At 69.1% G+C, this 23,709-nt stretch carries 24 protein-coding genes and 1 other RNA gene; 10 read left to right on the top strand and 15 right to left on the bottom strand.

The window, feature by feature from the left end; translation table 11 throughout:
* Position 1: 1 nt before the first annotated feature.
* From mraY to rsmI, 9 genes are all read right to left on the bottom strand, one after another.
* Positions 2-1,084 (bottom strand): phospho-N-acetylmuramoyl-pentapeptide-transferase, encoded by a 1,083-nt coding sequence (gene mraY, locus EBL85_RS01765; RefSeq protein WP_123140020.1) that lies wholly within the window; start codon positions 1,082-1,084, stop codon positions 2-4.
* Complete coding sequence (murF, locus tag EBL85_RS01760; RefSeq protein WP_123140021.1) at positions 1,065-2,474, bottom strand: UDP-N-acetylmuramoyl-tripeptide--D-alanyl-D-alanine ligase; 1,410 nt, start codon at positions 2,472-2,474, stop codon at positions 1,065-1,067. Before murF ends, mraY begins: the two co-directional genes overlap by 20 nt.
* Positions 2,474-4,030 carry a UDP-N-acetylmuramoyl-L-alanyl-D-glutamate--2,6-diaminopimelate ligase gene (locus EBL85_RS01755; protein WP_190288023.1) on the bottom strand — a complete coding sequence of 519 codons (1,557 nt, stop codon included), beginning with the start codon at positions 4,028-4,030 and terminating at the stop codon, positions 2,474-2,476. Before EBL85_RS01755 ends, murF begins: the two co-directional genes overlap by 1 nt.
* Positions 4,027-5,793 carry a penicillin-binding protein 2 gene (locus tag EBL85_RS01750; RefSeq protein WP_123142010.1) on the bottom strand — a complete coding sequence of 589 codons (1,767 nt, stop codon included), beginning with the start codon at positions 5,791-5,793 and terminating at the stop codon, positions 4,027-4,029. Before EBL85_RS01750 ends, EBL85_RS01755 begins: the two co-directional genes overlap by 4 nt.
* Positions 5,780-6,070, bottom strand: coding sequence for a cell division protein FtsL (gene ftsL, locus EBL85_RS01745; protein ID WP_123140023.1), 291 nt, complete (start codon positions 6,068-6,070; stop codon positions 5,780-5,782). The genes EBL85_RS01750 and ftsL overlap by 14 nt, the downstream gene beginning before the upstream one ends.
* The gene (rsmH, locus tag EBL85_RS01740; RefSeq protein ID WP_123140024.1) at positions 6,057-7,028 is read right to left on the bottom strand and encodes a 16S rRNA (cytosine(1402)-N(4))-methyltransferase RsmH; all 972 of its coding nucleotides are present in this window, start codon (positions 7,026-7,028) and stop codon (positions 6,057-6,059) included. The genes ftsL and rsmH overlap by 14 nt, the downstream gene beginning before the upstream one ends.
* A gap of 8 nt (positions 7,029-7,036) precedes the next feature.
* Positions 7,037-7,492 (bottom strand): division/cell wall cluster transcriptional repressor MraZ, encoded by a 456-nt coding sequence (gene mraZ / locus EBL85_RS01735; RefSeq protein ID WP_062277283.1) that lies wholly within the window; start codon positions 7,490-7,492, stop codon positions 7,037-7,039.
* A gap of 280 nt (positions 7,493-7,772) precedes the next feature.
* An RNA gene (gene rnpB / locus EBL85_RS01730) (RNase P RNA component class A) lies at positions 7,773-8,141 on the bottom strand.
* Positions 8,142-8,427: 286 nt separating this feature from the next.
* Entirely contained in the window at positions 8,428-9,279 is an 852-nt protein-coding gene (gene rsmI, locus EBL85_RS01720) for a 16S rRNA (cytidine(1402)-2'-O)-methyltransferase (protein ID WP_123140025.1), read from the bottom strand.
* A 39-nt stretch (positions 9,280-9,318) separates the two neighbouring features.
* Here rsmI and EBL85_RS01715 point away from each other — a divergent pair, with 39 nt between their 5' ends.
* The 4 genes from EBL85_RS01715 to EBL85_RS01700 are packed head-to-tail and all read left to right on the top strand — an operon-like array spanning position 9,319 to position 13,509.
* Positions 9,319-11,163 carry a penicillin-binding protein activator gene (locus EBL85_RS01715; RefSeq protein WP_123140026.1) on the top strand — a complete coding sequence of 615 codons (1,845 nt, stop codon included), beginning with the start codon at positions 9,319-9,321 and terminating at the stop codon, positions 11,161-11,163.
* Between the two features lie 7 nt (positions 11,164-11,170).
* Positions 11,171-11,527, top strand: a complete 357-nt coding sequence (locus EBL85_RS01710; RefSeq protein ID WP_123140027.1) for a YraN family protein — start codon at positions 11,171-11,173, stop codon at positions 11,525-11,527.
* The gene (locus EBL85_RS01705) at positions 11,505-12,125 is read left to right on the top strand and encodes a BON domain-containing protein (protein ID WP_123142009.1); all 621 of its coding nucleotides are present in this window, start codon (positions 11,505-11,507) and stop codon (positions 12,123-12,125) included. Before EBL85_RS01710 ends, EBL85_RS01705 begins: the two co-directional genes overlap by 23 nt.
* On the top strand, positions 12,100-13,509 hold the full coding sequence (locus EBL85_RS01700) for an FAD-binding oxidoreductase (RefSeq protein WP_223806018.1): 1,410 nt from the start codon (positions 12,100-12,102) through the stop codon (positions 13,507-13,509). Before EBL85_RS01705 ends, EBL85_RS01700 begins: the two co-directional genes overlap by 26 nt.
* A 10-nt stretch (positions 13,510-13,519) precedes the next feature.
* Here EBL85_RS01700 and EBL85_RS01695 read toward each other — a convergent pair whose 3' ends face one another.
* Positions 13,520-14,149, bottom strand: coding sequence for a hypothetical protein (locus EBL85_RS01695; protein WP_123142008.1), 630 nt, complete (start codon positions 14,147-14,149; stop codon positions 13,520-13,522).
* 597 nt (positions 14,150-14,746) lie between these two features.
* Between EBL85_RS01695 and EBL85_RS01690 the strand changes: the two genes are divergently transcribed.
* On the top strand, positions 14,747-15,166 hold the full coding sequence (locus EBL85_RS01690; RefSeq protein ID WP_123142007.1) for a pilin: 420 nt from the start codon (positions 14,747-14,749) through the stop codon (positions 15,164-15,166).
* Positions 15,167-15,234: 68 nt separating this feature from the next.
* On the opposite strand, the gene EBL85_RS01685 is transcribed toward EBL85_RS01690, so the two are convergent.
* The 4 genes from EBL85_RS01685 to EBL85_RS01670 form a co-directional block, all read right to left on the bottom strand.
* Positions 15,235-15,555, bottom strand: coding sequence for a cupin domain-containing protein (locus EBL85_RS01685; RefSeq protein ID WP_123142006.1), 321 nt, complete (start codon positions 15,553-15,555; stop codon positions 15,235-15,237).
* Entirely contained in the window at positions 15,552-15,932 is a 381-nt protein-coding gene (locus EBL85_RS01680; protein ID WP_123140032.1) for a PH domain-containing protein, read from the bottom strand. Before EBL85_RS01680 ends, EBL85_RS01685 begins: the two co-directional genes overlap by 4 nt.
* Positions 15,933-15,958: 26 nt before the next feature.
* On the bottom strand, positions 15,959-18,220 hold the full coding sequence (ptsP, locus tag EBL85_RS01675) for a phosphoenolpyruvate--protein phosphotransferase (protein ID WP_123140033.1): 2,262 nt from the start codon (positions 18,218-18,220) through the stop codon (positions 15,959-15,961).
* A gap of 96 nt (positions 18,221-18,316) precedes the next feature.
* Positions 18,317-18,868 (bottom strand): RNA pyrophosphohydrolase, encoded by a 552-nt coding sequence (locus tag EBL85_RS01670; protein ID WP_123140034.1) that lies wholly within the window; start codon positions 18,866-18,868, stop codon positions 18,317-18,319.
* A 260-nt stretch (positions 18,869-19,128) separates the two neighbouring features.
* Here EBL85_RS01670 and EBL85_RS01665 point away from each other — a divergent pair, with 260 nt between their 5' ends.
* From EBL85_RS01665 to EBL85_RS01645, 5 genes are all read left to right on the top strand, one after another.
* Positions 19,129-19,785 carry an HAD family phosphatase gene (locus EBL85_RS01665; RefSeq protein WP_123142005.1) on the top strand — a complete coding sequence of 219 codons (657 nt, stop codon included), beginning with the start codon at positions 19,129-19,131 and terminating at the stop codon, positions 19,783-19,785.
* 117 nt (positions 19,786-19,902) lie between these two features.
* Positions 19,903-20,670 carry a GNAT family N-acetyltransferase gene (locus EBL85_RS01660; RefSeq protein ID WP_123142004.1) on the top strand — a complete coding sequence of 256 codons (768 nt, stop codon included), beginning with the start codon at positions 19,903-19,905 and terminating at the stop codon, positions 20,668-20,670.
* 10 nt (positions 20,671-20,680) lie between these two features.
* A complete protein-coding gene (locus EBL85_RS01655; protein WP_223806016.1) occupies positions 20,681-21,433 on the top strand; it encodes a 1-acyl-sn-glycerol-3-phosphate acyltransferase in 753 nt (250 codons plus the stop codon).
* A gap of 3 nt (positions 21,434-21,436) precedes the next feature.
* Entirely contained in the window at positions 21,437-22,630 is a 1,194-nt protein-coding gene (locus tag EBL85_RS01650) for a glycosyltransferase family 1 protein (RefSeq protein ID WP_123142003.1), read from the top strand.
* Complete coding sequence (locus EBL85_RS01645; protein WP_123140039.1) at positions 22,606-23,133, top strand: phosphatase PAP2 family protein; 528 nt, start codon at positions 22,606-22,608, stop codon at positions 23,131-23,133. The genes EBL85_RS01650 and EBL85_RS01645 overlap by 25 nt, the downstream gene beginning before the upstream one ends.
* A 100-nt stretch (positions 23,134-23,233) precedes the next feature.
* Here EBL85_RS01645 and EBL85_RS01640 read toward each other — a convergent pair whose 3' ends face one another.
* Positions 23,234-23,623, bottom strand: a complete 390-nt coding sequence (locus EBL85_RS01640) for a sulfur globule family protein (protein WP_062277246.1) — start codon at positions 23,621-23,623, stop codon at positions 23,234-23,236.
* Positions 23,624-23,709 lie beyond the last annotated feature (86 nt).

The raw sequence follows: 23,709 nt of genomic DNA, 5'->3' as shown, positions 1-23,709 counted from the left end.
GTCAACGGATCTTCAGGCTCGCCAGTCCGATCAGCACCAGCACCACGGTGACGATCCAGAAGCGCACGATCACCCGCGGCTCGGGCCAGCCCTGCAGCTCGAAGTGATGGTGCAGCGGCGCCATGCGGAAGATGCGCTTGCCGGTGAGCTTGAACGACATCACCTGGAGCATCACCGAGATGGTCTCGACCACGAACACCCCGCCCATCACGAACAGCACCAGCTCCTGACGCACCGCCACCGCCACGGTGCCGAGCGCGGCGCCGAGCGCGAGCGCGCCGACATCCCCCATGAACACCTGGGCCGGATAGGCGTTGAACCAGAGGAAACCGAGCCCGGCGCCGACCAGCGCGGCGCAGAAGATCACCAGCTCGCCGACGTCGGCGACATAGGGGATCAGCAGATAGTCGGCGATCTCGGCATGACCACTGGCGTAGACGAAGAGACCCAGCGCCCCGGCCACCAGCACCGTCGGCATGATCGCCAGCCCGTCGAGCCCGTCGGTGAGGTTGACCGCGTTGCTCGAGCCGACGATGACGAAATAGGTCAGCAGGATGAACCAGGGACCGAGCTGGATCGAGACGTTCTTGAGATAGGGGATCAGCAACGCAGTCTCGGCCGGGGTGGCGGCGCTGACATAGAGGGCGACGGCGGCGATGAAGCCGAACACCGTCTGCCACAGATACTTCCAGCGCGCCGGCAGCCCGCGCGGGTCGCGCTGCACCAGCTTCTTGTAGTCGTCGACCAGGCCGATGGCGCCGAAGGCCAGGGTGGTGAGCAGCACGATCCAGACGTAGTGGTTGCCGAGATCGGCCCACAGCAGGGTGCTGATGGCCACCGCCACCAGGATCAGCGCGCCGCCCATAGTCGGGGTGCCGGACTTCGACAGATGGCTCTGCGGGCCGTCGTCGCGCACCGTCTGGCCGATCTTGTAGGCGCGCAGCCGACGGATCATCGGCCGCCCCACCAGCAAGGCGATCGCCAGCGCGGTCAACACCCCGAGGATGGCGCGCAGGGTGAGATAGCGGAATACGCTGAACCCGCTATCGAGCCCGGCGAGCCAGTCAGTCAGATACAGCAGCAAACTCGTCTCCTCCAGCGGCGCAGAGCGCCTCTACGATGCATTCCATTCGCGCGGTGCGCGAACCCTTGATCAAGACCCGGTCATCCTCCCCCAACTCGGCGCGCAACGCGGCGATCAGCGCCGCCTGATCGGCGAAGTGCTCGCCCCCGGCGCCGAAGCCGTCGACCGCCGCGGCGCTCAGCGGGCCCACCGCGGCGAGGCGCTCGATGCCGGCGGCGCGCGCCTGCTCGCCGATCTCGCGGTGCAGCGACTCGGCCTCGGGACCGAGCTCGCCGAGATCCCCGAGCACCAGCCAGCGCCGTCCGGCAAAGGCCCTCAGCACCGCGATCGCCGCGGCGATCGAGTCGGGGTTGGCGTTGTAGGTGTCGTCGATCAGATGCAACCGCCCCGCCCCGCACAGCCGTGGGCAGAGTCGGCCGGGGACCGGGCGCAGCGCGGCCAGCCCGTCGCGGATCGCCTCGCCCTCGACCCCGAGGGCGAGCGCCACGGCGATCGCCGCCAGGGCATTGCGCACGTTGTGCTCGCCGGCGAGCGGCAGCGCGAGTGCATGCCTCTCGCCACCGTAGTGCGCGACGAAGCGGGTGCGGAACCCCCGCGCGTCCCATTCGGCGGTGATCTCGGGACGCTCGGCGCGAAGCGCCGGGCGCACCGTCGCCGCGGTACGCGGTCCGTCGTCGATGGCGAAGGTCGAGACCCGCTGGGCAAACGCCAGCTCACGCCACAACCCGGTGTAGGGCGAGTCCTCGGGCACCACCAGGATGCCGTGCGGGAGCAGCCCGCGGGCGATCTCGCCCTTGGCGCGGGCGACCCCCTCGAGCGAGCCGAAACCCTCGAGATGGGCGCGACCGGCATTGGTGATCAGCGCCACGTCGGGGCGAGCGAGATCGGTCATGTAACCGATCTCGCCGGGGTGATTGGCGCCCATCTCGAGCACCAGGAAATCCTCGTCGCGCGCCCCGAGCAGGGTCAGCGGCATGCCGATGTCGTTGTTGAGGTTGCCGCGGGTGGCGTGCACCCGCCCGGCCTGGCCGAGGATCGCCGCGACCATCTCCTTGGCGGTGGTCTTGCCGTTGCTGCCGGTGATCGCCACCACCCGGGCGCGCAACCGCGCCCGCCAGGCATGCGCCAGCCGGCCCAGCCCGAGGCGGGTGTCGTCGACCACCCACTGCGGCAGATCGACCGCCACCGGATGATCGACCAGCGCCGCCACCGCGCCGGCGCGACGCGCCGCCTCGACGTGTTCATGACCGTCGAAGCGCGGCCCGCGCAGGGCCACGAACAGCTGGCCGCTGCAGTCGACCCGGCTATCGGTCCCAACCCCGTCGAAACGGCAGTCAGCGCCCTGGAGTCGGCCCCCGGCCTTGGCCACGGCCTCGCCTAGCGTCCACATCAGTGATGTCCCTCCCGCCACTCGCGCAACGCCTCGACGGCCTGTGCGCGATCGCTGAATCGTCTCTTCAAGTCACCCATGTCCTGATAGGTCTCGTGTCCCTTGCCCGCGACCAGCACCGCGTCGCCGCGACCGGCGAGCGCGATCGCCAGCCGGATCGCCAACCCTCGCTGGTGCTCGACGCGCACCCGCTCGCGCTCGCCAACGCCCTCGAGGATGTCGGCGACGATGGCCTCGGGCGACTCGGTGCGCGGATTGTCGTCGGTGAGGATCAGGCCGTCGCTGAGACTCTCGGCGATCGACCCCATCAGCGGGCGCTTGCCGCGATCGCGATCGCCGCCGCAACCGAACACCGTGATCAGCCGACCACTGATGTGTTCGCGGACGTTGACCAACGCCTTCTCGAGCGCGTCCGGGGTATGGGCGTAGTCGACCACCACCAGCGGCGCATCTCCGCCGCCGAAGCACTCCATCCGCCCCGGCACCCCGCGGATGCGCGCCAGCTCGCGCACCGCGCGCTCCAGCGGCAGCCCGCGCGAGCACATCACCGCCAGCACCGCAAGGAGGTTGGCGGCGTTGAAGCGACCGATCAGCCTAACCTCGAGCTCGGCGCGCTCGGTGCGTCGGGTGGTGCGCGACTCGACATGCAGATAGAGGCTGTGCGGACGCGGCTCGATGGCCAGGGCGCGCAGCCGCAGCGCACAGCGCGACGGGGTCGGACCCTCGGGGTCGGTGCCGTAACCGGCGACCTGGACCTGCGGGGCCAGGGTCTCGAGCAGACGTGCGCTGAACGGATCGTCGAGATTGAGCACCGCCCACTGCAGCCCCGGGCTGAGGAAGAGCCGGCGCTTGGCCTCGCCATAGGCGGTCATGTCGCCGTGATAGTCGAGATGGTCGCGACTGAGGTTGGTGAAGACGGCATGGCTGAAACGCGCGGCGCTGGTGCGCCCCTGAGCGAGCGCGTGCGAGGAGACCTCCATCGCCACCGCACGCGCGCCCTGGGCGCGCAGCGACTCGAGCAGCGCCTGCAGCGAGATCGCATCCGGGGTGGTGTGGGTCGGCGAGCGCAGCGCCCCCGGGAAGCCGTTGCCGAGGGTGCCGATCACCGCACAGTCGAGCTCCGGAGCGAGCGCCTGGGCGAGGAAGTGGCTGACGCTGGTCTTGCCGTTGGTGCCGGTGACGCCGAACAGTTCGAGACGCTCGCTGGGCGCACCGTAGAAACGCGCGGCCAGCGCGCTGGCGCGCGCCGCGAGCCCCTCGACCGGGATCACCGGCAAGCCGAGACAGGCGCCGAGATCGAGGATGGCATCGACCGGCCAGTCGGCCGAGACCTCGGCGAGGATCGCCGTCGCACCACGATGCTTGGCCTCCTGGGCGAAGGCCAGCCCGTGCAGGCTGCCACCCTGGCAGGCGAGGAAGAGCCCGCCCTGCGACAGCAACCGGCTGTCGAGGGCGATCGAGCACACCGGGCGATCGGCGGCATCACCGGCCTCGGCAAACCCGTCGATGAGATCACCCAGGCGCCAGGCGCAGGCCGTCGAGGAGAGCGCGATCACAGCCCCAGCCCTCCTCGTCCACTCAGCAACATCGATGGAGGCGGATTATCCGGCGGCACGTTGAACAGCCGCAGCGCACCCTCCATCACCTTCTGGAACACCGGGGCGGCGACGACCCCACCGTAGTAGGACTTGCCGCCCGGTTCATCGATCATCACCACCATCACCAGTCTTGGTCGGTCCACCGGGGCGAAACCGGCGAACACCGCCTGATAGCGCCGACCCGCATAGCCGTTGGGACCGGCCTTCTTCGCCGTCCCGGTCTTGCCCGCCACGCGATAGCCGGCGATCGCCGCGCGCCGGGCGGTCCCCTTCTCGGACACCACCTGTTCCATCATCGCGCGCACCATGCGCGCGGTCTCGGCACTGAGCACCCGGGTCCCCGGCACCGCCGCCCCGGGCTCGCGTCTGAGCAGGGTGACCGGGCGCTTGATGCCGTCGGCGGCGAGTGCGGCATAGGCCTGGGCCAGCTGCAGCGTGGTCACCGACAGGCCGTAGCCGAAGGCGAGCGTGGCGTGCTCGAAGACCCGCCAGTCGGAGTAGTGGCGCAGGTTGCCGGGGCTCTCGCCGGGGAAGCCGACCCCAGTGACACGACCGAAGCCGAGATGGTCGTAGAGGTTCCAGAGGTCGGCGTACTCCATCATCTGCGCGATCTTGACCACGCCGACGTTGCTCGACTTGGCGATCACCCCGGTGACATCGAGCAGACCGTAGTCGTGGACGTCGCGCACCAGGTTGCGCCCGACCCGGAAGTAGCCCGGCTCGGTGTCGATCTCGGTGGTGGGGGTGATCAGCCCGCGCTCGAGCGCCGCGGCCACCACCAGCGGCTTGACCGTGGAGCCGGGCTCGATCACATCGGTGACACAGCGGTTGCGGCGGCGCTCGCTGCCACCGTCGCGCAACGCATTGGGGTTGTAGCCGGGCTGGTTGACCATCGCCAGCACCTCACCGGTGTCGACGTCGAGCGCCACCAGGGTACCGCCGACGGCCTTGTGCTCGCGCACCGCCGCAAGCAACTCGCGATAGGCGAGGAACTGCAGCCGCCGATCGAGACTCAGCACCAGATCGGCGCCCTGACGCGGCGGGCGCAGCTGCTCGACCTCCTGGACGATGCGCTTGCGCCCGTCGCGGATCACCCGCCGCAGCCCCGGCTCGGACTGGAGCTGGGCGTCATAGGCGAACTCGATGCCCTCCTGGCCGCGGTCCTCGATGTCGGTGAAACCGATGACGTGCCCGAACACCTCGGCGCCCGGATAGAAACGCCGGTACTCGGTCTCGAAGTCGACACCGCCGAGACGCTCGCGTGCGATCAGCTCGCGCACCGCACGCGCCTCGTCGAAGTCGACCCGACGCTTGAGATAGATGAAACCGCGATCGGATTTGGCCAGCACCCGCTCACGCAATGCCTGCGGATCAAGGTCTAGCGACGCCGCCAGCTCGGGGAGCACGTCGAGCCGCTCGACGAGCTTGCGCGGATCGGCCCACACCGTCTCGACCGGGGTGCTGACGGCCAGCGGCTCGCCGTTGCGGTCGCTGATCATGCCGCGGCGCGCGGCGATCTCGGCCACTCGCAGATAGCGCCGCTCGCCCTCGGTCTGGAGGAAATCGGTCTCGACCACCTGACGATAGAAGACCCCGGCGCCGAGCAGCACGAAGGCCCCCACCAGTGCCATCAGCAACAGCCGACGGCGCAACCCGATGTCGGGACGACGGGGCTTGACGGGTTCGAGCGGGCGGCGGGGGCGACGGCTAGGGTTGGCCATGGCCGGTCTCCTCGAGCAACAGCACGTCGCCGGGGCGCGGCGAGAACATGCCGAGCTGCTCGCGCACGATCCGCTCGATCCGCGAATGGGTGGAGAGCGCCGCCTCCTCGAGTCGCAGCCGGTTCCACTCGACGTCGATGGCGTCGCGCTGGGCGCGCAGGTCCTGGAGCTGGGCGAAGTGCACCCGGGTCAGATACTTGGTATGGACCACGGCGATGGCCGAGACCACCACCATGAGCCCCAGCACCGCGGCGACCCAGAACTCAGCTCGCGCCATCGGCTGGGCTCCGCTCGGCCACCCGCATGATCGCGCTGCGCGCGCGCGGGTTGGACCCGGACTCGATCGCCGAGGGACGCTGCGCCTTGCCGAGCAGGCGCAGCCGCCCCGGGGCCGGGGCGCCGGTCACCGGCACGCCCTTGGGCAACACCGCGCCGCGCGACTCGCGACGCATGAAGTGCTTGACGATGCGGTCCTCCAGCGAGTGGAAGCTGATCACCACCAGCCGCCCGCCGGGGGCGAGCAGCTCGCAGACCTGGTCGAGACAGCGCTCGATCTCGCCGAGCTCGTCGTTGACCTGGATGCGCAGCGCCTGGAAGGTGCGGGTGGCCGGGTGCTTGCCCGGCTCGCGCCGCCCCGGCTGGGCGCGATCGACCAGCGCGGCAAGCTCGGCGGTGGTGCGCAGCGGGGCCTCGGCGCGACGCTCGCAGATCGCACGCGCGATCCGCTTGGCGAAGCGTTCCTCGCCGAACTCGCGCAATACGCGCGCGATCTCCTGCTGTTCGGCACGCATCAGCCAGTCCGCGGCCGACTCGCCCCGGCTCGGGTCCATGCGCATGTCGAGCGGCCCGTCGGCGCTGAAGCTGAAGCCGCGCTCGGCGGTATCGAGCTGCGGCGAGGAGACGCCGAGATCGAGCAGGATGCCGTTGAGCGGTTCGCTCTCGCCGGCCTCGGCAAGCGCCGCACCGATCCCGCCAAAGGCGCTGTGGAGGATGCGAAAGCGTGGGTCGTCGAGCGCGCGCGCGGCGGCGATCGCCTCGGGATCGCGGTCGAGCCCGATCAGCCGACCCGTCGGAGCCAGGCGCGCGAGCACGGCGCGACTGTGCCCGCCACGCCCGAAGGTGGCGTCGACATAGCGCCCGCCCGGTTCGGTCACCAGCGCGTTGACCGCCTCCTCGAGCAGCACCGAGCGATGAATGGTCTGGGAGTCCACGGGGACAGGGCGTGCAAGGGGCATGTGAGGGCTCACAGGGTGAAGGACCCGAGTCCGGCCGCGGCGGCCAGCTCGTCGATCGCGGTGTCATTCAGTGCCGCAGCGGTACGCGCGTTCCAGGCGTGCTCGTCCCACAGCTCGAACTTGGCCCCCTGACCGACGAAGGCGACCCGTTTGTCGAGCGTGGCGAAATCACGCAAATGCTGGGGCAACAGGATTCGACCCTGAGCATCCATTTCCACGTCTTGTGCATTCCCGATATAGAGGCGCTGGATGGCGCGTGCCGTGGCATCGAAGGCGGGGAGTGCGGCGAGTTTGTGCTCGATCGTCTCCCACTCGGGCTCCGGATAGAGCAACAGACAGCGGTCACGATCGACCGTCACGACCAGATGGGAATCACAGGCAGCACGCAGCCGTTCACGGTACCGGGCCGGTACCGCGAGACGCCCCTTGGCATCGAGATTGACGAGACTGACCCCCCGAAACACCGAGCGCCCCCGCGGCGAACCGCCTGGTTCCTGCTCCCTGATTCCCCACTCCCCCCCACTTGGCTCCCATGTTAGAGAGGGGTCTGGGGCCAGTCAAGGAAACGGTGGAGTTTATTCTTGGACAGTCAGCAACTTACGCCGGCAAGCTCGACCAGCGCCGAAGACCCGGTGAAAGGTTTTGATATCAAAAGGCTGGAGAATAAACTTCAGATCACGCTTTACCTTTCGACCAGGTCGAGCGCGAGCACTGAATGGGGACGGAGACGTAGATCGATGGAAGGAAGGGAGTCGGCCGATAAGCCGGGTTCTGTCGTGGACAGTCATTCATCTGGGACGCGCGTCGCCGCACGCCTCTAGCGACCTACCCGGGAACACGCGCGGGCCGCGCGCTGCGGTCGAAGCCGCGAGTTCCCCTATTTGGTCTTGCTCCGGGTGGGGTTTACCCTGCCACTGATGTTGCCACCAGCGCGGTGCGCTCTTACCGCACCATTTCACCCTTACCTCCCGTCCGAGGACGGGATCGGCGGTATCTTTTCTGCGGCACTTTCCGTGGACTCTCGCCCCCCAGGCGTTACCTGGCACCCTGCCCTATGGAGCCCGGACTTTCCTCCCCCGTCACCAGGACGGAAGCGACTGTCTGGCCGACTCCCAAGCAATCAGTATACCCGAGAACCATGCCTTAGGTCGCGCGGGATCGAGCGATCAGCCGCCAGCCCCCAGTAGGCGCCTGCCCTCACCATCGGGGGCCGAAGACAATCCGCTGTTGGCTGTTGGCTGTTGGCTGTTGGCTGTTGGCTGGCGGCTGGCGGCTGGAGGCTGGAGGCTGGAGGCTGGCGGCTGGCGGCTGGCGGCTGGCGGCTGGCGGCTGGCGGCTGGCGGCTGGCGGCTGGAGGCTGGAGGCTGGAGGCTGGAGGCTGGCGGCTGAAAGCCGCCCCCTACCCCTTCCCGCCCAGCTCCAGTTCGACGCCGAGACGGTAGAGGGCGTTGGTCTTGGCGCCGGTGATCTGCGCGGCGAGTGCGGCGGCGCGGCGCAGCGGCAGGGCCTCGGCGAGGATGCGCAGTACCCGCTCCTGTTCGGCGCGATCCGGGGCGGCCTCGCCGCGCTGGCCCTCGACCAGGATCACCAGCTCGCCGAGACGCTGCTCGGCATCGTCCTCCAGACGCTCGGCCAAGGCCGCCGGGGTGGCCGAGAGGAAGGTCTCGAAGCGCTTGGTCAGCTCGCGCCCGACCACCGCCCGGCGCTCGCCGAGCACCGCGGCCAGGTCACGCAGCGTCGCCACCGCGCGCTTGCCGCTCTCGTAGAGGATCAGGGTGCCGGGCTCGGCGAGGAGCGACTCGAACAGCGCCACGCGCTGCGACTGACCACGCGGCGGGAAACCGAGGAAGAGGAAGCGATCGCTCGGCAGCCCGGCGGCCGAGAGCGCGCAGATCAGTGCGCTCGGTCCCGGCACCGGCACCACCGTGAAGTCGGCCGCGCGTGCCGCATTCACCAGCTCGTAGCCCGGATCGCTCACCAATGGGGTCCCAGCATCCGAGACCAGTGCGACGTCGCGGCCCTCGCCGAGGGCCTCGAGCACCCGCGCGCAGCAGCCCTCGGCGTTGTGCTCGTGACAGGACACCAGGCGTGCCGAGATCCCCAGATGAGCGAGCAGCCGCCCGCTCTCCCGGGTATCCTCAGCGGCGATCAAATCGACCGCATTCAAGGTGTTACGCGCACGCTCCGAGATGTCGGCAAGATTGCCGATCGGCGTCGCCACCACGTATAGTACTCCGCGACCTCGTTCCATATCCCCCCACCTCCGCCGGCCACCGAGCGCAACGGAATCATGCAAAAGAACAAGAATCGCGCCCACCCCTCCCTGCTGTCCACCCCTGGCTTCCTGACCCTCCTGATCTTGCCACTGTTGCTCACCGCCTGTGCAGTCGATCCGATCTGGGAAGAGGGGCAGACGCTCTCCGAGGTCAGCGCCACCGAGCTCGGCCAGGCCAAGGCGCTGGCCGCCTCGGGGCGCTCGGCGCAGGCCGCCGAACGCTATCTGGCGCTGGCCGCCGAGTCCGAGCCGCCGGCCCGCGCCCAGCTGCGTCTCAAGGCCGCGCGCATCCTCCTCGCCGCCGGCGACACCGGCGCCGCGCGCAAGGCGCTCGCAGCCATCCGCCAGAGCGAGCTGAGCGCCGCCCAGCGCGAGCTGTTGCTGCTCACCGAGGCCGACCTGGAGCTGCTCGAGGGCCGACCGCGCGAGGCCGTCGCCCGGCTCGAACGGGTCCGTCACCGTGCCCTGCCCGAGGCGCTGCAGCTGCAGTACTACGGCATCCTGGCCTCGGCCGAGCGGCTGCTCGATCACCCGATCGCCGCGGCACGGGCGCTCGACATGATCGACACCCTGCTCGACCGACCGCAGGCACGGCTGGTCAACCAGGTCTCGCTGCTCTCGACCCTGTCACAAGCCGCCCCCGATCGGCTCGACACCCTCGCCCGCGAGGGCAAGGGCCGGATGCGCGGCTGGGTCGAGGTGCTGCGCCTGAGCGAGCGCTGGGGCAACGACGCCTCCGCGCTCGCCCGCGAGTACCGCGCCTGGCGCGCCGCGCACCCCAAGCACCCGGCACTGCCCGAGCTGGCCACCGCCTACGTCAGCCAGCTCGCCAGCGGCTATGCCAAGGACGACGTGCTGACCGTGCTGCTGCCGCGCGGCGGTCGCTTCGCCGGGGCGGCCACGGCGGTGCGCGACGGCATCGAGGCGGCGCGCGCGGCCGATGCCAGCGGACGCCGACCGGCGCTGCGCTTCGTCAACAGCACAGATCCCGGCGCGGTGCGCAGGCTCCATGCCCGCGCCGCCAAGGGCGGCGCCGACTATGTCATCGGTCCGCTGCAGAAGGCGAGCGTCGACGCGCTCTCGCGCGGCGGTCGGCTGAGCGTGCCGACCCTCGCGCTCAACGAGACCACCCATCGCGAGGGCCATGCCAGCGGCCTCTACCAGTTCTCGCTCTCGCCCGACGACGAGGCCGCCGAGGTCGCGCACAAGGCGCGCGGTGCCGGTCTCAGACGCGCCCTGGTGCTACGCCCCGAGGGACGCTGGGGCGAGCGTCTGGCGCGCGCCTTCAGCCATCAGTGGCAGGGACTCGGCGGCATCCTCGTCGCCGAGCGCACCGTCGACGCCAGCGACGCCGGCTATGCCCGACAGGTCACCGAGCTGACCCAAAACACCGCCGCCGATCTGGTGTTCCTGATCGCCACCCCGGATCTGGCGCGGCTGGTCAACCCGCTCATCACCAAGGCCAGCGCCGGACGGTTGCCGGTGATCGCCACCTCGCACGTCTACTCCGGCGGCTTCGAGCGGGTGCGCGACCGCGACCTGGTCGGGCTCTATTTCGTCGACATCCCCTGGATGCTCGGCGTCGGCGGCCAGGGACCGCTGTCGCGCTATCGGATGATGGCCGGGCTCGACAACACCCCGGACCCGCTCGCCAGGCTCTATGCCATGGGCATCGACGCCTACCGCCTGGCGCCGCGCATGGAGGACCTCGCCCGTCATCCCGGCAGCCTCTATCCCGGCCAGACCGGCGGGCTCTCGGTCGACGCCTCGGGACAGATCCGCCGTCGTCTCAGCCTCGCGCGCTTCACCGTCGACGGGCCGCGCCCGGTCGAGGTCGAGGCCCTGCGCGCGGCGCGCTGAGTCCCCGATGGCGCTGCTCCCGGGCAGACTCGGCGCGGCCAAGGAGCGGCTCGCCGAGCGCTATCTGCGCGCTCGCGGACTCACCACCGAGGCGCGCAACCATCGCTGCCGCTACGGTGAGATCGACCTGGTGATGCGCGACGGCGACACCCTGGTCTTCGTCGAGGTGCGCTATCGCCGCAGCGAGCGCTACGGCAGCCCGGCGGCGACCGTCGACGCGCGCAAGCAACGCCGTCTGGCGGCGGCGGCCGCGCACTACCTGCAGCGTCATCCGACCATGCTATGCTGCCGCTTCGATGTGGTCGCCATCAGCGGCCAGGACCAGATCCAGTGGGTGAAACATGCCTTCTCGCTCGACGCCTGAGCGCGCGCGCACGAGGCGCGCGGCAACCCTAGCGCTCGTTCTCGCCAGCAGCCTGCTCGGCGGCTGTGGTGCCCTGGTGGTCGGCGGCATCACCGTCGGCGCCGCCGCGCTCTACGACCGCCGGCCCTATTACGTGGTCATCGACGACCAGCAGATCGAGATGAACGCGATCAGCGCCATCCAGCAGGACCGGGAGCTGCAGGACCACGCCCGCATCTCGGTCACCAGCTACAACTACACGGTGCTGCTCACCGGTCAGGCCGAGCGCGCCGAACTCGCCCGGCGCGCGGCCGACAAGGTCCGTCGTCTGGCCAAGGTGCAGCGGGTGGTCGACGAGATCACCATCGGCCCGCGGGTGAGCCTGGCGCGCAAGTCCGAGGACGCCTACCTGACCTCGCGGGTCAAGCTGGCGCTGACCAAGGTCGACCTCGAGGACTTCGACGCCACCCGGGTAAAGGTGATCAGCGAGGACGGCGTGGTCTATCTGATGGGGCTGGTCAGCCCCGCCGAGGCCGATGCCGCGACCGAGAAGGCGCGCTATGTGCGCGGGGTCAAGCGCGTGGTGAAGCTCTTTGAATACCGTCCCACCGGCAACTGAACTGCCGCGCGCGCTGCGCGACCGGCTCGCCGCGATCGCCGGTCCCGGCAACCTGCTCACCGCCCCGGCCGACTGCTGGCCCTACGGCTACGACAACAGCCGCCGCCACGCCCTGCCCCAGGCGGTGGTGTTCGCCACCGACGAGGACCAGGTCGCCGCACTCGCCCGGCTCTGTCACGACACCGGCACGGTGCTGACCGCGCGCGGGCGCGGCACCGGCACATCCGGGGCCACGGTGCCCGATCACGGCGGCGTGGTGCTGTCGTTCGAGCGCATGGACCAGATCCTGCAGATCGACCCCGACAACCGCCTCGCGGTGGTCCAGCCCGGGGTGACCAACGGCGCGCTGCAGCAGGCGCTCGCCGCGTCCGGCTTCTTCTGGCCGCCGGACCCCTCCAGCGCCGCCACCTGCACCATCGGCGGCAACCTCGCCTACAACTCCGCCGGACCGCGCGCGGTCAAGTACGGCACCCCGCGCGACAACACCCTGGGACTGCGCGCCGTCGACGGTCGCGGTCGGGTGCTGCGCACCGGGGTCAAGACCACCAAGGGCGTGGTCGGCTACGACCTCACCCGGCTGCTGATCGGCTCCGAGGGCACCCTGGGGCTGATCACCGAGGCGACGCTGCGTCTCACCCCGCTGCCCGAGACCAAGCGCACCCTGCGCGTCACCTACGGCGACATCCACGGCGCCGCGGCGGCGGTCTCGGCGATCATGGCGCAGCCGATCACGCCCTGCGCGCTGGAGTTCATGGACGCGCGCGCCCTGGAGATGGTCAGCCGCTACGCCGGACTCGAACTGCCGGCGGGCGCCGGCGCGCTGCTGATGATCGAGGTCGACGGCCCCGAGGCCGGGATCGAGGCCGCGCTCGCGGCGGTGGCCGAGGCGGCGCGCGCGGGCGGGCCGATCGAGCTGCGCCGGGCCAACGGCGCCGCCGAGGTCGCCGCGCTGTGGAAGACGCGCAAGGCGCTGTCGCCGGCGCTGCGTCATGTCGCGCCGAAGAAGATCAACGAGGACGTGGTGGTGCCGGTCTCGCGCATGGGCGCGTTCATCGACGGACTCGACCGGCTCGGGCGCGAGCACGCCATCACCATCGTCAACTTCGGTCATGCCGGCAACGGCAACATCCACGTCAACCTGCTGATCGATCCCGACGACCCCGACGAGGTCGCCCGCGCCGCAACCTGTCTGGACGCGGTCTTCGCGCTGGTCATCGGGCTCGACGGCACCCTCTCGGGCGAGCACGGGGTGGGGCTGGAGAAGCGCGACTTCGTCGACCGCGAACTCGATCCGGTGGCGCTCGCGCTGATGCGCGAGATCAAACAGGTCTTCGACCCCGCCGGCATCCTCAACCCCGACAAGGGGCTGCCGCCCGTCGACTGAGCGAGACCGCTCAGACCTCCTCGATCGGTGCGGTCGCGACACGGTCGATGTCGCCCTCGCCGTCCGCGTCTGCGGCCGCCGCGCCGCCGCTCTCGTTCAAGACCCGCAACAGCACCTCGCGCTCGACGGCATCGAGACGCGTCTCCAGGGCCTCGAGATCGGCCGCGGCGCGCGCCTTGCGACAGACCGCACCGTGCAGCTCGATCAACAGTGCCTCGGCCAGCGGCGAACCACAGGCTGCGGCCTGACTCAGCCACAGCACCCCGCCGGCGTCATCGCGCTCGCCGCAGCGCCCGACCAACAGATCCCGCGCCAGCCAGCACATCGCATCGGCATACCCGGCACGCGCCGAGCGGGCGAACCAGTCGCGCGCGCTCCCCAGACGCTCGAGTTCGAGCAGCCGCAGCGCCAGGTCGCACTGCGCCTCGGCATCCCCGCGATCGGCGGCCAGCACCAGCGCCTGGGCCTCGGCATCGAGCACGCGGTCGGTCAGGGCCACCACCTCGGCCAGCGGCACCGAGGTGCGTCGACCCCGGCCCTCGCGAATCGCATGCAAGCGTCCGTCCTGGATATAGCGCCACAGGGTGCGCTTGGTCAGTCCGGTAATGGCGCTCGCGGTATCCAGACATACCGACGGCACAGCCCCTCCAAAACCTCAATTCAATAAACAAGACGACCAGTTTAAATCGCCGACACAGAGGGGCGCCAACTCACCATCAGAGTCACACTTCGCAATAGCGACATCACCAGATGTCACACCTTTGAGCAGTGACAGGCACGATCCCGAAAAACCTCAAAATCCGCCAGCGACAATGGCAGACAACCAGCAAAAAAGCCATCAATACATAGCGCCAAATAACAGATGAAGAGCAATTCAAACGACTCCTCATGAAAAATCACAGCAACCAGGAACAGCCCTCTAGACAACCATAGAAACAAAATCCAATCATTCGAATGAAAATTCACAGCGACCACAAGGCTTAAAAACCCCGCCGACCAAGCCATTCGCGCTTCCCGCTCGCGAACGGTGACGCTCGATCGACTGTCTCACCCCGCACCCGGACATCGTGACATCGTCTCACCCAACGGCGACGACAGGCCGAGCAGCGAATACGCACAATCAATCGCTTAAGGCATCATTGGAACTGGCCCGAAAGTTGTCTTGCATGGAGCAGATGCCAAGGCTTGTCGAGCACGCATCGCAGAGCGAACTCAACCCACAGAATGGAGAGCAGGAATGAAAAGACAGCAGTCGGGATTCACGCTCATCGAACTGATGATCGTCGTGGCGATCATCGGCGTCTTGGCAGCGATTGCCATGCCCGCCTATCAGGACTATGTCGCCAAGTCCCAGGTCGCAGCCGGGCTTGCGGAGATCACCCCCGGCAAGACCGAGATGGAGCTGATGGTCAACGAGGGGCGCACCCCTGACTTTGGCGATGTCACCGACCTCGGTCTCAAGGCCACCACCTCGAGCTGCACGGTCACGGCGGCCATCGCCGACACAGGGGTCGGCAACATCACCTGCACCCTGACCGGCAACCCCAAGATCATCGGCAAGACCATCGTCTGGAGTCGTGACGCCGCCGGGGACTGGACCTGCGCGTTCAGCGGCGACAAGAAGTTCGCCACCAAGGGCTGCCCGGCCTCCCCGTAAGCCTGGTGACAGGCTCGTCGAGACAGACCGAGCCAGCGCTGCCCCGGCACCAGGCCGGGGCAGACTTTTCAGGATGTCCCGACGTGAACCGCCAACCACACACAGGCCGGCTCGGTCGAGGTGGACTCGACCCGGTGCGGGGTCTGGGCGGGGATCAGTCGGTAGTCGCCGGCGCGCAGCCGCACCCGTTCGCCGTCGATCCACAGCACGGCCTCGCCCTGGAGCAGGCAGACCCACTCGTCGTGCGGCTGATCGTAGTCGACCGGCTCCGGGGTGGCGCTGCTGACGATACGCTCGATACGCGCCCCGGGACGGGCGAACAGGGTCTCGAAACGCTCGCCCTCGACGGGCGGGCGCAGGTCGTCGAGCAGGTTGCCCGCGCCGCTCACCCGCCGAGCACCATGGTCGCCAGCGCGCGCTGAATGGCGGCGACGTTCTCGCCGCCGCGGATCTCGCGCACCAGCGGCGTGGGGTCGCTGCCGATCCACAGCTTGAACTCGGCGTCGAGGTCGAAGTGGCCGGCGGTCTCGACCGCGAAGCGGGTGATCGAGCGATAGGGGATCGACTGGTACTCGACCTTGCGCCCGGTCAGCCCCTGCTTGTCGATCAGGATCAGCCGCGCGTCGGTGAAAACGAACTGGTCGCGCACCAGCTGGAAGGCCAGCTCGACCCGCTCCCCGTCGGCGAGGATCGGCGCCAGCTCCTCGCCGACGGCCTCGGCATCGCGACTGGCGGCATTGCCGGTGATGGCACTCAACAGCCCCATGATCTGATCTCCCCCTTGGATGCGTGCTACCGACCCGGACGCACCAGTGCGCCGAGCCCCATGGATTCGAGTTCGTCGAGCAGCAGTCGGCGCACCGAGGCGCCGTCCTCGCACTGCAGCGTCATCTGCAGCACCTCGCGCGCGCGGGCGCGACTGATGCTGCGGATCACCCGCTTGACCCGCAACAGGCTGCCCGCGCCCATGCTCAGGCTGTGCACGCCCATGCCGAGCAGCAGGAAGATCGCCAGCGGGTCGCCGGCCATCTCGCCACAGACGCTGACCTCGCGCCCGTGCACCCGCGCACCGGAGACGATCTGCATCAGCGCGCGCAGCACCGCCGGGTGGAATTCGTCATACAGCTCGGCCACGTGCGGGTTGTTGCGATCGACCGCGAGCAGGTACTGGGTGAGGTCGTTGGTGCCGACCGAGAGGAAGTCGACCCGACGCGCCAGCGAATCGATCAGATAGACCGCCGCCGGCACCTCGATCATCACCCCCACCGGCGGCATGTGCACCTGGTAGCCCTCCTCGCGCAGCTCGTCGTGGGCGCGATGGATGAGCTGCAGCGCATCCTCCAGCTCGGTGATGGTGCTGATCATCGGCAGCAGCAGCTGCAGGTTGTCGAGCCCCACGGCGGCGCGCAGGATGGCGCGCACCTGGGCGAGGAAGATCTCGGGGTGATCGAGGGTGATGCGTACCCCGCGCCAGCCGAGGAAGGGGTTGCTCTCCTGCATCGGGAAATAGGGCAGCGGCTTGTCGCCGCCGATGTCGAGGGTGCGGATGGTCACCGGGCGCGGCGCGAACAGCTCCAGCACCTGACGGTAGTTGGCCATCTGCGCCGCCTCGCCGGGGAAGCTGTCGCGCACCAGGAAGGGCAGCTCGGTGCGGTAGAGCCCGACCCCGGCCGACTCCTCGATGCCCAGCGGACGGCTCTCGGAGACCAGACCGGTGTTGAGATAGAGCGGCACCTGATAACCGTCGGTGGTCTCGGCCGGGAGGTGGCAGAGCGCCTTGAGTTCATTGGTGAGGGCGACGTCGTCCTCGGCCAGACGCAGGTATTCGGTGCGCACCGCCGGTGTCGGCGAGACATAGACGCGACCGCGATAGCCGTCGACGATCATCTCGCGCCCCTCGACCCGGCTCACCGGCAGGTCGGAGACCCCCATCGCCGCCGGGATGCCCATGCTGCGGGCGAGGATGCCGACGTGGGACGAGCCCGAACCCTTGGTCGAGACGATGCCGGCGAGGCGCTCGCGCGGCACCTCGGCGATCTGCAGCGCGCTGATCTCCTCGCCGACGAGGATGGTCTGCTCGGCATAACGCAAGGGGTCGACGGTGCGGTTCTGCAGGTGCATGAGGATACAGCGCCCGAGATCGCGGATGTCCGAGGCGCGCTCGCGCAGATAGGCGTCATCCATGGCGTCGAACACCCGGGTGTGCTCGGCGATGGTCTCGCGCAGCGCGCCCGGCGCCCAGTTGCCGGCGCGGATGCGCCCGATGGTGCCGTCGACCAGGGTGTCGCTCTCGAGCATCAGCCGCCAGGCATCGAACAGCGCCATATCCTCGGCGCCGAGATGACTGTGGGTGTGGCTGGCGAAGCGGTCGAGATCGGCCGCAACCTGATCGAGCGCCTCGCGGAAGTGGTCGATCTCACCCTCGACGCCCTCGGGGACGCGATCGGGCACGGCGTCGAGATCGGCCGGTGGATAGACCACCACCGCCTGCCCCAGCCCGACCCCCGGCGAGGCGGCCAGCCCGGGCAGGAAGCGCTGCGGGATGCCGTCGTCCTGCAACCGCGCCAGTTCGCCGCTGGTGCGGGCGAAGGTGATGGCGCCGGCGAGTTGCGAGGCCAGGGTGACGACGAAGGTGACCTCGGCGTCGTCGAAGTGACGCTTGTCGCGCTGGCGCAGCACCAGCACCCCGAGCACCTTGCGGTTCTGGATGATCGGGGCGCCGAGGAAGCCGTGATAGCTGGTCTCGCCGGTATCGGTGATGCACTGATAGCGCGGGTGGTTGAAGGCGTCGTCGAGGTTGATCGGCTCGGCGCGCTCGCTGACCAGACCGATCAGCCCGCGGCCCATCTCCAGGCGCACCCGACCGACCGCCGCGGCGCGCAGCCCGTCGCTGGCCTGGAGCACGTGGTGGCGTTTGTCGAAATCGTTGAGATAGACCGAGCAGACGTCGGCCCCGACGGCCAGCTTGACCCGCTGTACGATGATCCCCAGCGCCTGTTCGAGATCCCGGGCGTTGTTGACTTCCTGGACGATACGGCGCAGGGCTTCGAGCATAGAGGGAGCTGGACTCTAGAGAGATGGATGGATGAATCCGGGTCGGCAGACCCGTCGGCCGGGGTTGCAGAGACCTCCGGCCATGCCGCGACCGACTCAGCGGCGCCGCTGACGCAGCAGCGCGCCGCCGGCCGACTGGCGCGGTCGCTGACGCAGCTCGCGGGTCGGCGCGCCCTCGGGGTAGAGCGCGGGGGCAAGCTCCTCGAGCGCCTGCAGATAGACGTGGCGCTTGAAGTAGACGACCTCGGTGAGCGGCTGCCAGTAACGGACCCAGCGCCAGGCGTCGAACTCGGGCTTGTCGGAGTGATCGAGGCGGAAGGCGCCCTCGTCGCAGTCGACGCGGAGCATGAACCACACCTGCTTCTGCCCGATGCAGGTCGGGCCGCAATGACGGCGGATATAGCGCTTGGGGAGGTGATAGCGCAGCCAGCCGCGGGTGCTGCCGAGGATGGTGACCTGGTCGTGGTCGAGCCCGACCTCCTCCTGGAGTTCGCGGAACATCGCCTGCTCGGGGGTCTCGTCGGAGCGGATGCCGCCCTGCGGGAACTGCCAGGCGTTCTGTCCGATCCGCCGGCCCCAGAATAGACGGCGCTCCCGATTGCTCAGGATGATGCCTACGTTCGGTCTGAAGCCGTCGTGATCGATCACGTCACTCTGTCCCACTGGATCGCGCCTTCGCATTCTTCCATACCCCGTTGATAGCGGCAAGCGAAGACCCGAGTAAGCGTCTGCAAACCAAGGGCTTTCCCGTATACCGCGCACCGCCTCCCGGCACTGGCGCGGTGCGTGCTTGCAAGCATCCGGGGAATCCCGGACCATCGAGCGGCGGGCTCGCGCCCAAGGGGCGTCCCCTCTCCCGCAGCCCGCCCAACCCATCCACACCAACAGCCATCAGGATTCACCGCCCGATGCCACTAGCGATCTTCGATCTCGACAACACCCTGCTCGCCGGGGACTCCGATCACCTCTGGGGCGAGTACCTGGTCTCCCAGGGCATCGTCGACGGCGAGCATTACGCCCGTGAGAATACCCGTTTCTACCACGACTACCGCAACGGCACGCTCGACATCGACGCCTTCCTGCGCTTCACCCTGCGGCCACTGAGCGAGCTGCCGCGCGAACGCCTCGAGGCGCTGCGCGCCGACTTCCTCGACACCTGCATCGCCCCGATCATGCTCGAGCAGGCGCATGCGCTGATCGCGCGTCACCGCGACGCCGGCGACACCCCGATGATCATCACCGCCACCAACGCCTTCATCACCGCGCCGATCGCCGCGCGCTTCGACATCCCGCACCTGCTCGCCACCCTGCCGGCCGAGCGCGACGGGCGCTATACCGGCGAGGTCGAGGGCACCCCGACCTTCCGCGAGGGCAAGGTCGAGCGACTCACCGCCTGGCTCGCCGAGCACGATCGCGACCTCGCCGGCAGCCACTTCTACAGCGACTCGCACAACGACCTGCCGCTGCTCGAGCAGGTCGAGCACCCGGTCGCGGTCGATCCCGACCCGCAACTGCGCGCCACCGCCGAGGCCCGCGGCTGGCCGGTGATCTCGCTGCGCGACTGACCCACCAAAGTCGTCCGGCGGTCTTCATGCTGGCGTCATCTCACCCACACCGCCCCGCAACAGTCGCGACCTACCATCACCCTCTCAGTCAATCAGGGAAACAGCAGAGGGTCTGCAATGGTCGCATCCGCGTCTGCGTCGGTCGTCAAGCGCACCGAACGTCTCTACGTCGAACTGGCCTCGTCCACACCAGAAATCCGCGAGGCCCTGGCCCTGCGTCATCGGGTGTTCGCCGGCGAGATGGGAGCGACGCTCGACAGCCTCACCCCAGGGCTCGACGAGGATGCCTTCGATGCCTATTGCCAGCATCTGCTGGTCCGCGAGGGGCGCACCGGACGCATCATCGGCTGCACCCGACTGTTGCTCGACAACCAGGCGGCCCGGCTCGGACGCTTCTACTCCGAGGGCGAGTTCCGGCTCGACCCGGTGTTGGCGCTGCCCGGGCGCAAGCTCGAGATCGGGCGCACCTGCATCGACCCGGCCTATCGCCAGGGTCCGGCGATCGCGGTGTTGTGGTCGGGACTGGCCGGCTTCATCCATCTCCATGGGGTGGACTATCTGTTCGGCTGCGCCAGCGTGCCGCTCGGCGAGCACGATCTGCAGGCGGCGGCGATCATGAACCGGCTGCGCCGCCAGGCGCTGGCGCCGGAGACGCTGCGGGTCACCCCGCGCGCGCCGCTGCACACCGAACACGCCTCGGACGACAACCTCGACGCCCCGCTGCCGGCGCTGCTGCGCGCCTATGTCAGGCTCGGCGCCAAGGCATGCGGCGAACCCTGTCGCGACCCCGACTTCGGCGTCGCGGACGTACTGATGCTGCTCAATGTCGATGAACTCAACCCAAGCTACTCCAGACACTTCCTCGAACGCGCCGCGCAATCCTGAGCGGGCCGGCGTGCTGACGACCGGCTGGCGCCTGCTGCGCCTGATCGAGCACCTGATCACCGGAACCATGATCGGTCTTTGGATCCATCTACTCGATCGCCTCGGCCATCCACCGGCCTGGACCGCGCGCGCGGTGCGCTGGTGGAATCGGCGGCTGTGCCGGGTGCTCGGCCTCACCCTGGAGGTCAGCGGCCGGGTCGCACCGGGCGCGCTGGTGGTCGCCAATCACGTCTCCTGGCTCGACGTGCCGGTGCTCGGCGCCCAGGGCGAGATGGGCTTCCTGTCGAAGTCAGAGGTGCGGCGCTGGCCGCTGATCGGCTGGCTGGCGCGCCTCGCCGGCACCCATTTCATCGTCCGCGGCGCCCACCAGACCGAACAGGTGATGCAGGGCATCGCCGATGACCTGCGCGGCGGTCGCGCGGTGGTGATCTTCCCCGAAGGCACCACCAGCGACGGCCAGGGACTGCGCCGTTTCCACCCACGGCTGTTCGCGCTCGCCCAGATCCCCGGCACCCGGGTTCAGCCGGTGGCCATCCGCTACCAGCACGCCGACCACCCGGCCCCCGAGCGCGCCGCCGCCTACACCGACGACGACAACCTGGTCCTCAGCCTGCTGCGCATCGTGCGTCACCCGGCGCTGCAGGTCAGGATCGAGTGTCTGGCGCCACTGGCGCCGGCGCCGAGCGCAAGACGTCATGAACTGGCCGAGCAGACCCGCACGGCCATTGCCCGATCACTGGACCTGCAGCCCGAAGCCGCCTGAGCCATGAACACCACCGCCCCCCGACCCACCGTGTTGAGTGTCGCCATCGTCACCGAGACCTACCCCCCGGAGATCAACGGCGTGGCGCACACCATGCGTCACCTCGCCGAGGGGCTGATGGCGCGCGGTCACCGGGTCAGGGTGGTGCGTCCGCGCCAACGCGACGAGTCGGGCGCAACCCCGATCGAGATCGTGGTCCCCGGACTGCCGATCCCCGGCTATCGCGGACTGCGCTTCGGTCTGCCGGTCTACTGGCGGCTGCGCCGATTGTGGCGCCGCACCCGCCCGGACCTGGTCTATATCGCCACCCAGGGACCTCTCGGGCACGCCGCGCTCGCCGCGGCGCGCTCACTCGGGGTGGCGACGGTCACCGGCTTCCACACCCAGTTCCACCAATACAGCCAGCACTATGGGCTGGGCATGCTCACCCGCCCGATCGTCGCCACGCTGCGCCGCTTCCACAACCGCTCTCAGGCCACCCTGGTGCCCACCGAGGCGCTGCGCGAGACGCTCACCGTCTCCGGTTTCACCAATGTCCATGTGTTCGGGCGCGGGGTCGACATCGAGCGCTTCTCGCCGCGCTGGCGCGACCCGGCGCTGCGCCGCGCCTGGGGCTGCGAGACGGACGACCTGGCGGTGCTCTATGTCGGACGGATCGCCGCGGAGAAGAACCTCGAGCTGGCCTGCGCCGCCTTCGAGGCGATCCGCACCGAGCACCCGAGCGCGCGCTTCGTGCTCGTCGGCGACGGGCCGGAGCTGGCACCGCTGCGCCGCAGCGCCCCCGACTATGTCTGCACCGGGGCGAAGACCGGCCAGGCGCTCTCGGCGCACTATGCCTCGGGCGACCTGTTCCTGTTCCCCAGCGAGACCGAGACCTTCGGCAACGTGGTCACCGAGGCGATGGCCAGCGGCCTGGCGGTGATCGCCTACGACGATGCCGCCGCACACACATACATTGACCCCTGGCGAAACGGCGTTACAGTGCCGTTAGGCGAGCGCGACGACTACCTCCGGGCCGCCCGCGAGGCGGCGAGCGATCGCGCGCGACTGCGCCGGATCGGCGAGGCGGCCCGTCACGACGCCGAGGGCATGAGTTGGGAACGCGTCCTCGAGGGGCTCGAGGAGCGACTGATCGAAGTCATCCATCGACAGCGTCGCAGCGGAGACTTGTCATGCAGATGTGGCTACAACACCTGAACGACCTGGAGACGACGCTCTGCCGAGCCTGCAGCCGCCCGAGCCGGCGGCAGTGGATCCAGCGCAGCTTCGCCCTGATCAGCCGGCTCGGCGACGGTATCTTCTGGTACAGCCTGATCGCACTGCTGCCACTGACCCACGGCGCCTACGGGCTGCAGACCAGTCTGCACATGCTGCTCACCGGCGGGGTGGCACTGGCGCTCTACAAATCGCTCAAGCGTTTCACCCGCCGCGAGCGTCCCTGCAACCATGCCAGCGACATCGTCGCACTGGTGCCGCCACTCGACCGCTACAGCTTCCCCTCGGGGCACACCCTGCACGCGGTGGTCTTCACCATGGTGGCGATCCACTACTTCCCCCAACTCGCCTGGATCCTGGTGCCCTTCACCCTGCTGGTGGCCGGCTCGCGGGTGATCCTCGGGCTGCACTACCCGAGCGACGTGCTGGTGGCCACCGGCATCGGCCTGCTGCTCGCCGACACCAGCCTGGCGCTGCTCGGCTAGCCCGCGCCTCACGCCCCCCAGAACGCAAAACAGGACGCCGGGCTTGCGCCCGGCGTCCTGTCGTTCGCCCCGCCAAGGGGGCGATCAGGCTTGACCCTGCTTACTTCGAGGCGGGCTGAGCCGGCTGCGCGGGCTGAGCCGGCATGGGAGCGCCATAGGGGGCACCGTAAGGTGCGCCGTAGGGCGCTGCGTAGGGGCCGCCGTAGTAGGGCGCGCCGTAACCGTAGTAGGGGTAGCCGCCGTAGTAGGGGTTGTCGTAGCCATAGCCGTAACCACGACCATAGCCGCGACCGCGACCATAACCGCGACCACCGCCGCTCATGTTCATGTTGAAGTCGCCCCAGCCGTCACCGAACATGTCGTTGAACATGTCGCCGAAGCCGGAACCATAGCCCGGGCCGTAACCACCGCCCGGCCCCCACCAGGCAGAAGCGGAAGCGGAGGCACCCAGGAGGGCAGCGACTGCAGCGGCGGTAGCAAGCTTTTTCATTGATCTCTCCGGTCGTTGGAATTCGATCTGATGGCAAACCCGGTCGCCGCAAGCGGCGACGACGGAATGGATTATATTAGAAAATA

This window comes from Marichromatium sp. AB32, from assembly GCF_003718675.1.
Lineage (GTDB): Bacteria > Pseudomonadota > Gammaproteobacteria > Chromatiales > Chromatiaceae > Marichromatium > Marichromatium gracile.
The sequence above is the reverse complement of the archived record's forward strand: the minus strand, read 5'-3'. Positions and strand labels throughout refer to the sequence as shown.

Bases quoted from the DNA above. Each gene is read 5' to 3' on its own strand.
- murF (WP_123140021.1), bottom strand. From the start codon at position 2,474: ATGTGGACGCTAGGCGAGGCCGTGGCCAAGGCCGGGGGCCGACTCCAG.
- EBL85_RS01750 (WP_123142010.1), bottom strand. From the start codon at position 5,793: ATGGCCAACCCTAGCCGTCGCCCCCGCCGCCCGCTCGAACCCGTCAAG.
- ftsL (WP_123140023.1), bottom strand. From the start codon at position 6,070: ATGGCGCGAGCTGAGTTCTGGGTCGCCGCGGTGCTGGGGCTCATGGTG.
- rsmH (WP_123140024.1), bottom strand. From the start codon at position 7,028: ATGCCCCTTGCACGCCCTGTCCCCGTGGACTCCCAGACCATTCATCGC.
- rsmI (WP_123140025.1), bottom strand. From the start codon at position 9,279: ATGGAACGAGGTCGCGGAGTACTATACGTGGTGGCGACGCCGATCGGC.
- EBL85_RS01715 (WP_123140026.1), top strand. From the start codon at position 9,319: ATGCAAAAGAACAAGAATCGCGCCCACCCCTCCCTGCTGTCCACCCCT.
- EBL85_RS01710 (WP_123140027.1), top strand. From the start codon at position 11,171: ATGGCGCTGCTCCCGGGCAGACTCGGCGCGGCCAAGGAGCGGCTCGCC.
- EBL85_RS01705 (WP_123142009.1), top strand. From the start codon at position 11,505: ATGCCTTCTCGCTCGACGCCTGAGCGCGCGCGCACGAGGCGCGCGGCA.
- EBL85_RS01690 (WP_123142007.1), top strand. From the start codon at position 14,747: ATGAAAAGACAGCAGTCGGGATTCACGCTCATCGAACTGATGATCGTC.
- EBL85_RS01680 (WP_123140032.1), bottom strand. From the start codon at position 15,932: ATGGGGCTGTTGAGTGCCATCACCGGCAATGCCGCCAGTCGCGATGCC.
- ptsP (WP_123140033.1), bottom strand. From the start codon at position 18,220: ATGCTCGAAGCCCTGCGCCGTATCGTCCAGGAAGTCAACAACGCCCGG.
- EBL85_RS01665 (WP_123142005.1), top strand. From the start codon at position 19,129: ATGCCACTAGCGATCTTCGATCTCGACAACACCCTGCTCGCCGGGGAC.
- EBL85_RS01660 (WP_123142004.1), top strand. From the start codon at position 19,903: ATGGTCGCATCCGCGTCTGCGTCGGTCGTCAAGCGCACCGAACGTCTC.
- EBL85_RS01650 (WP_123142003.1), top strand. From the start codon at position 21,437: ATGAACACCACCGCCCCCCGACCCACCGTGTTGAGTGTCGCCATCGTC.
- EBL85_RS01645 (WP_123140039.1), top strand. From the start codon at position 22,606: ATGCAGATGTGGCTACAACACCTGAACGACCTGGAGACGACGCTCTGC.
- EBL85_RS01640 (WP_062277246.1), bottom strand. From the start codon at position 23,623: ATGAAAAAGCTTGCTACCGCCGCTGCAGTCGCTGCCCTCCTGGGTGCC.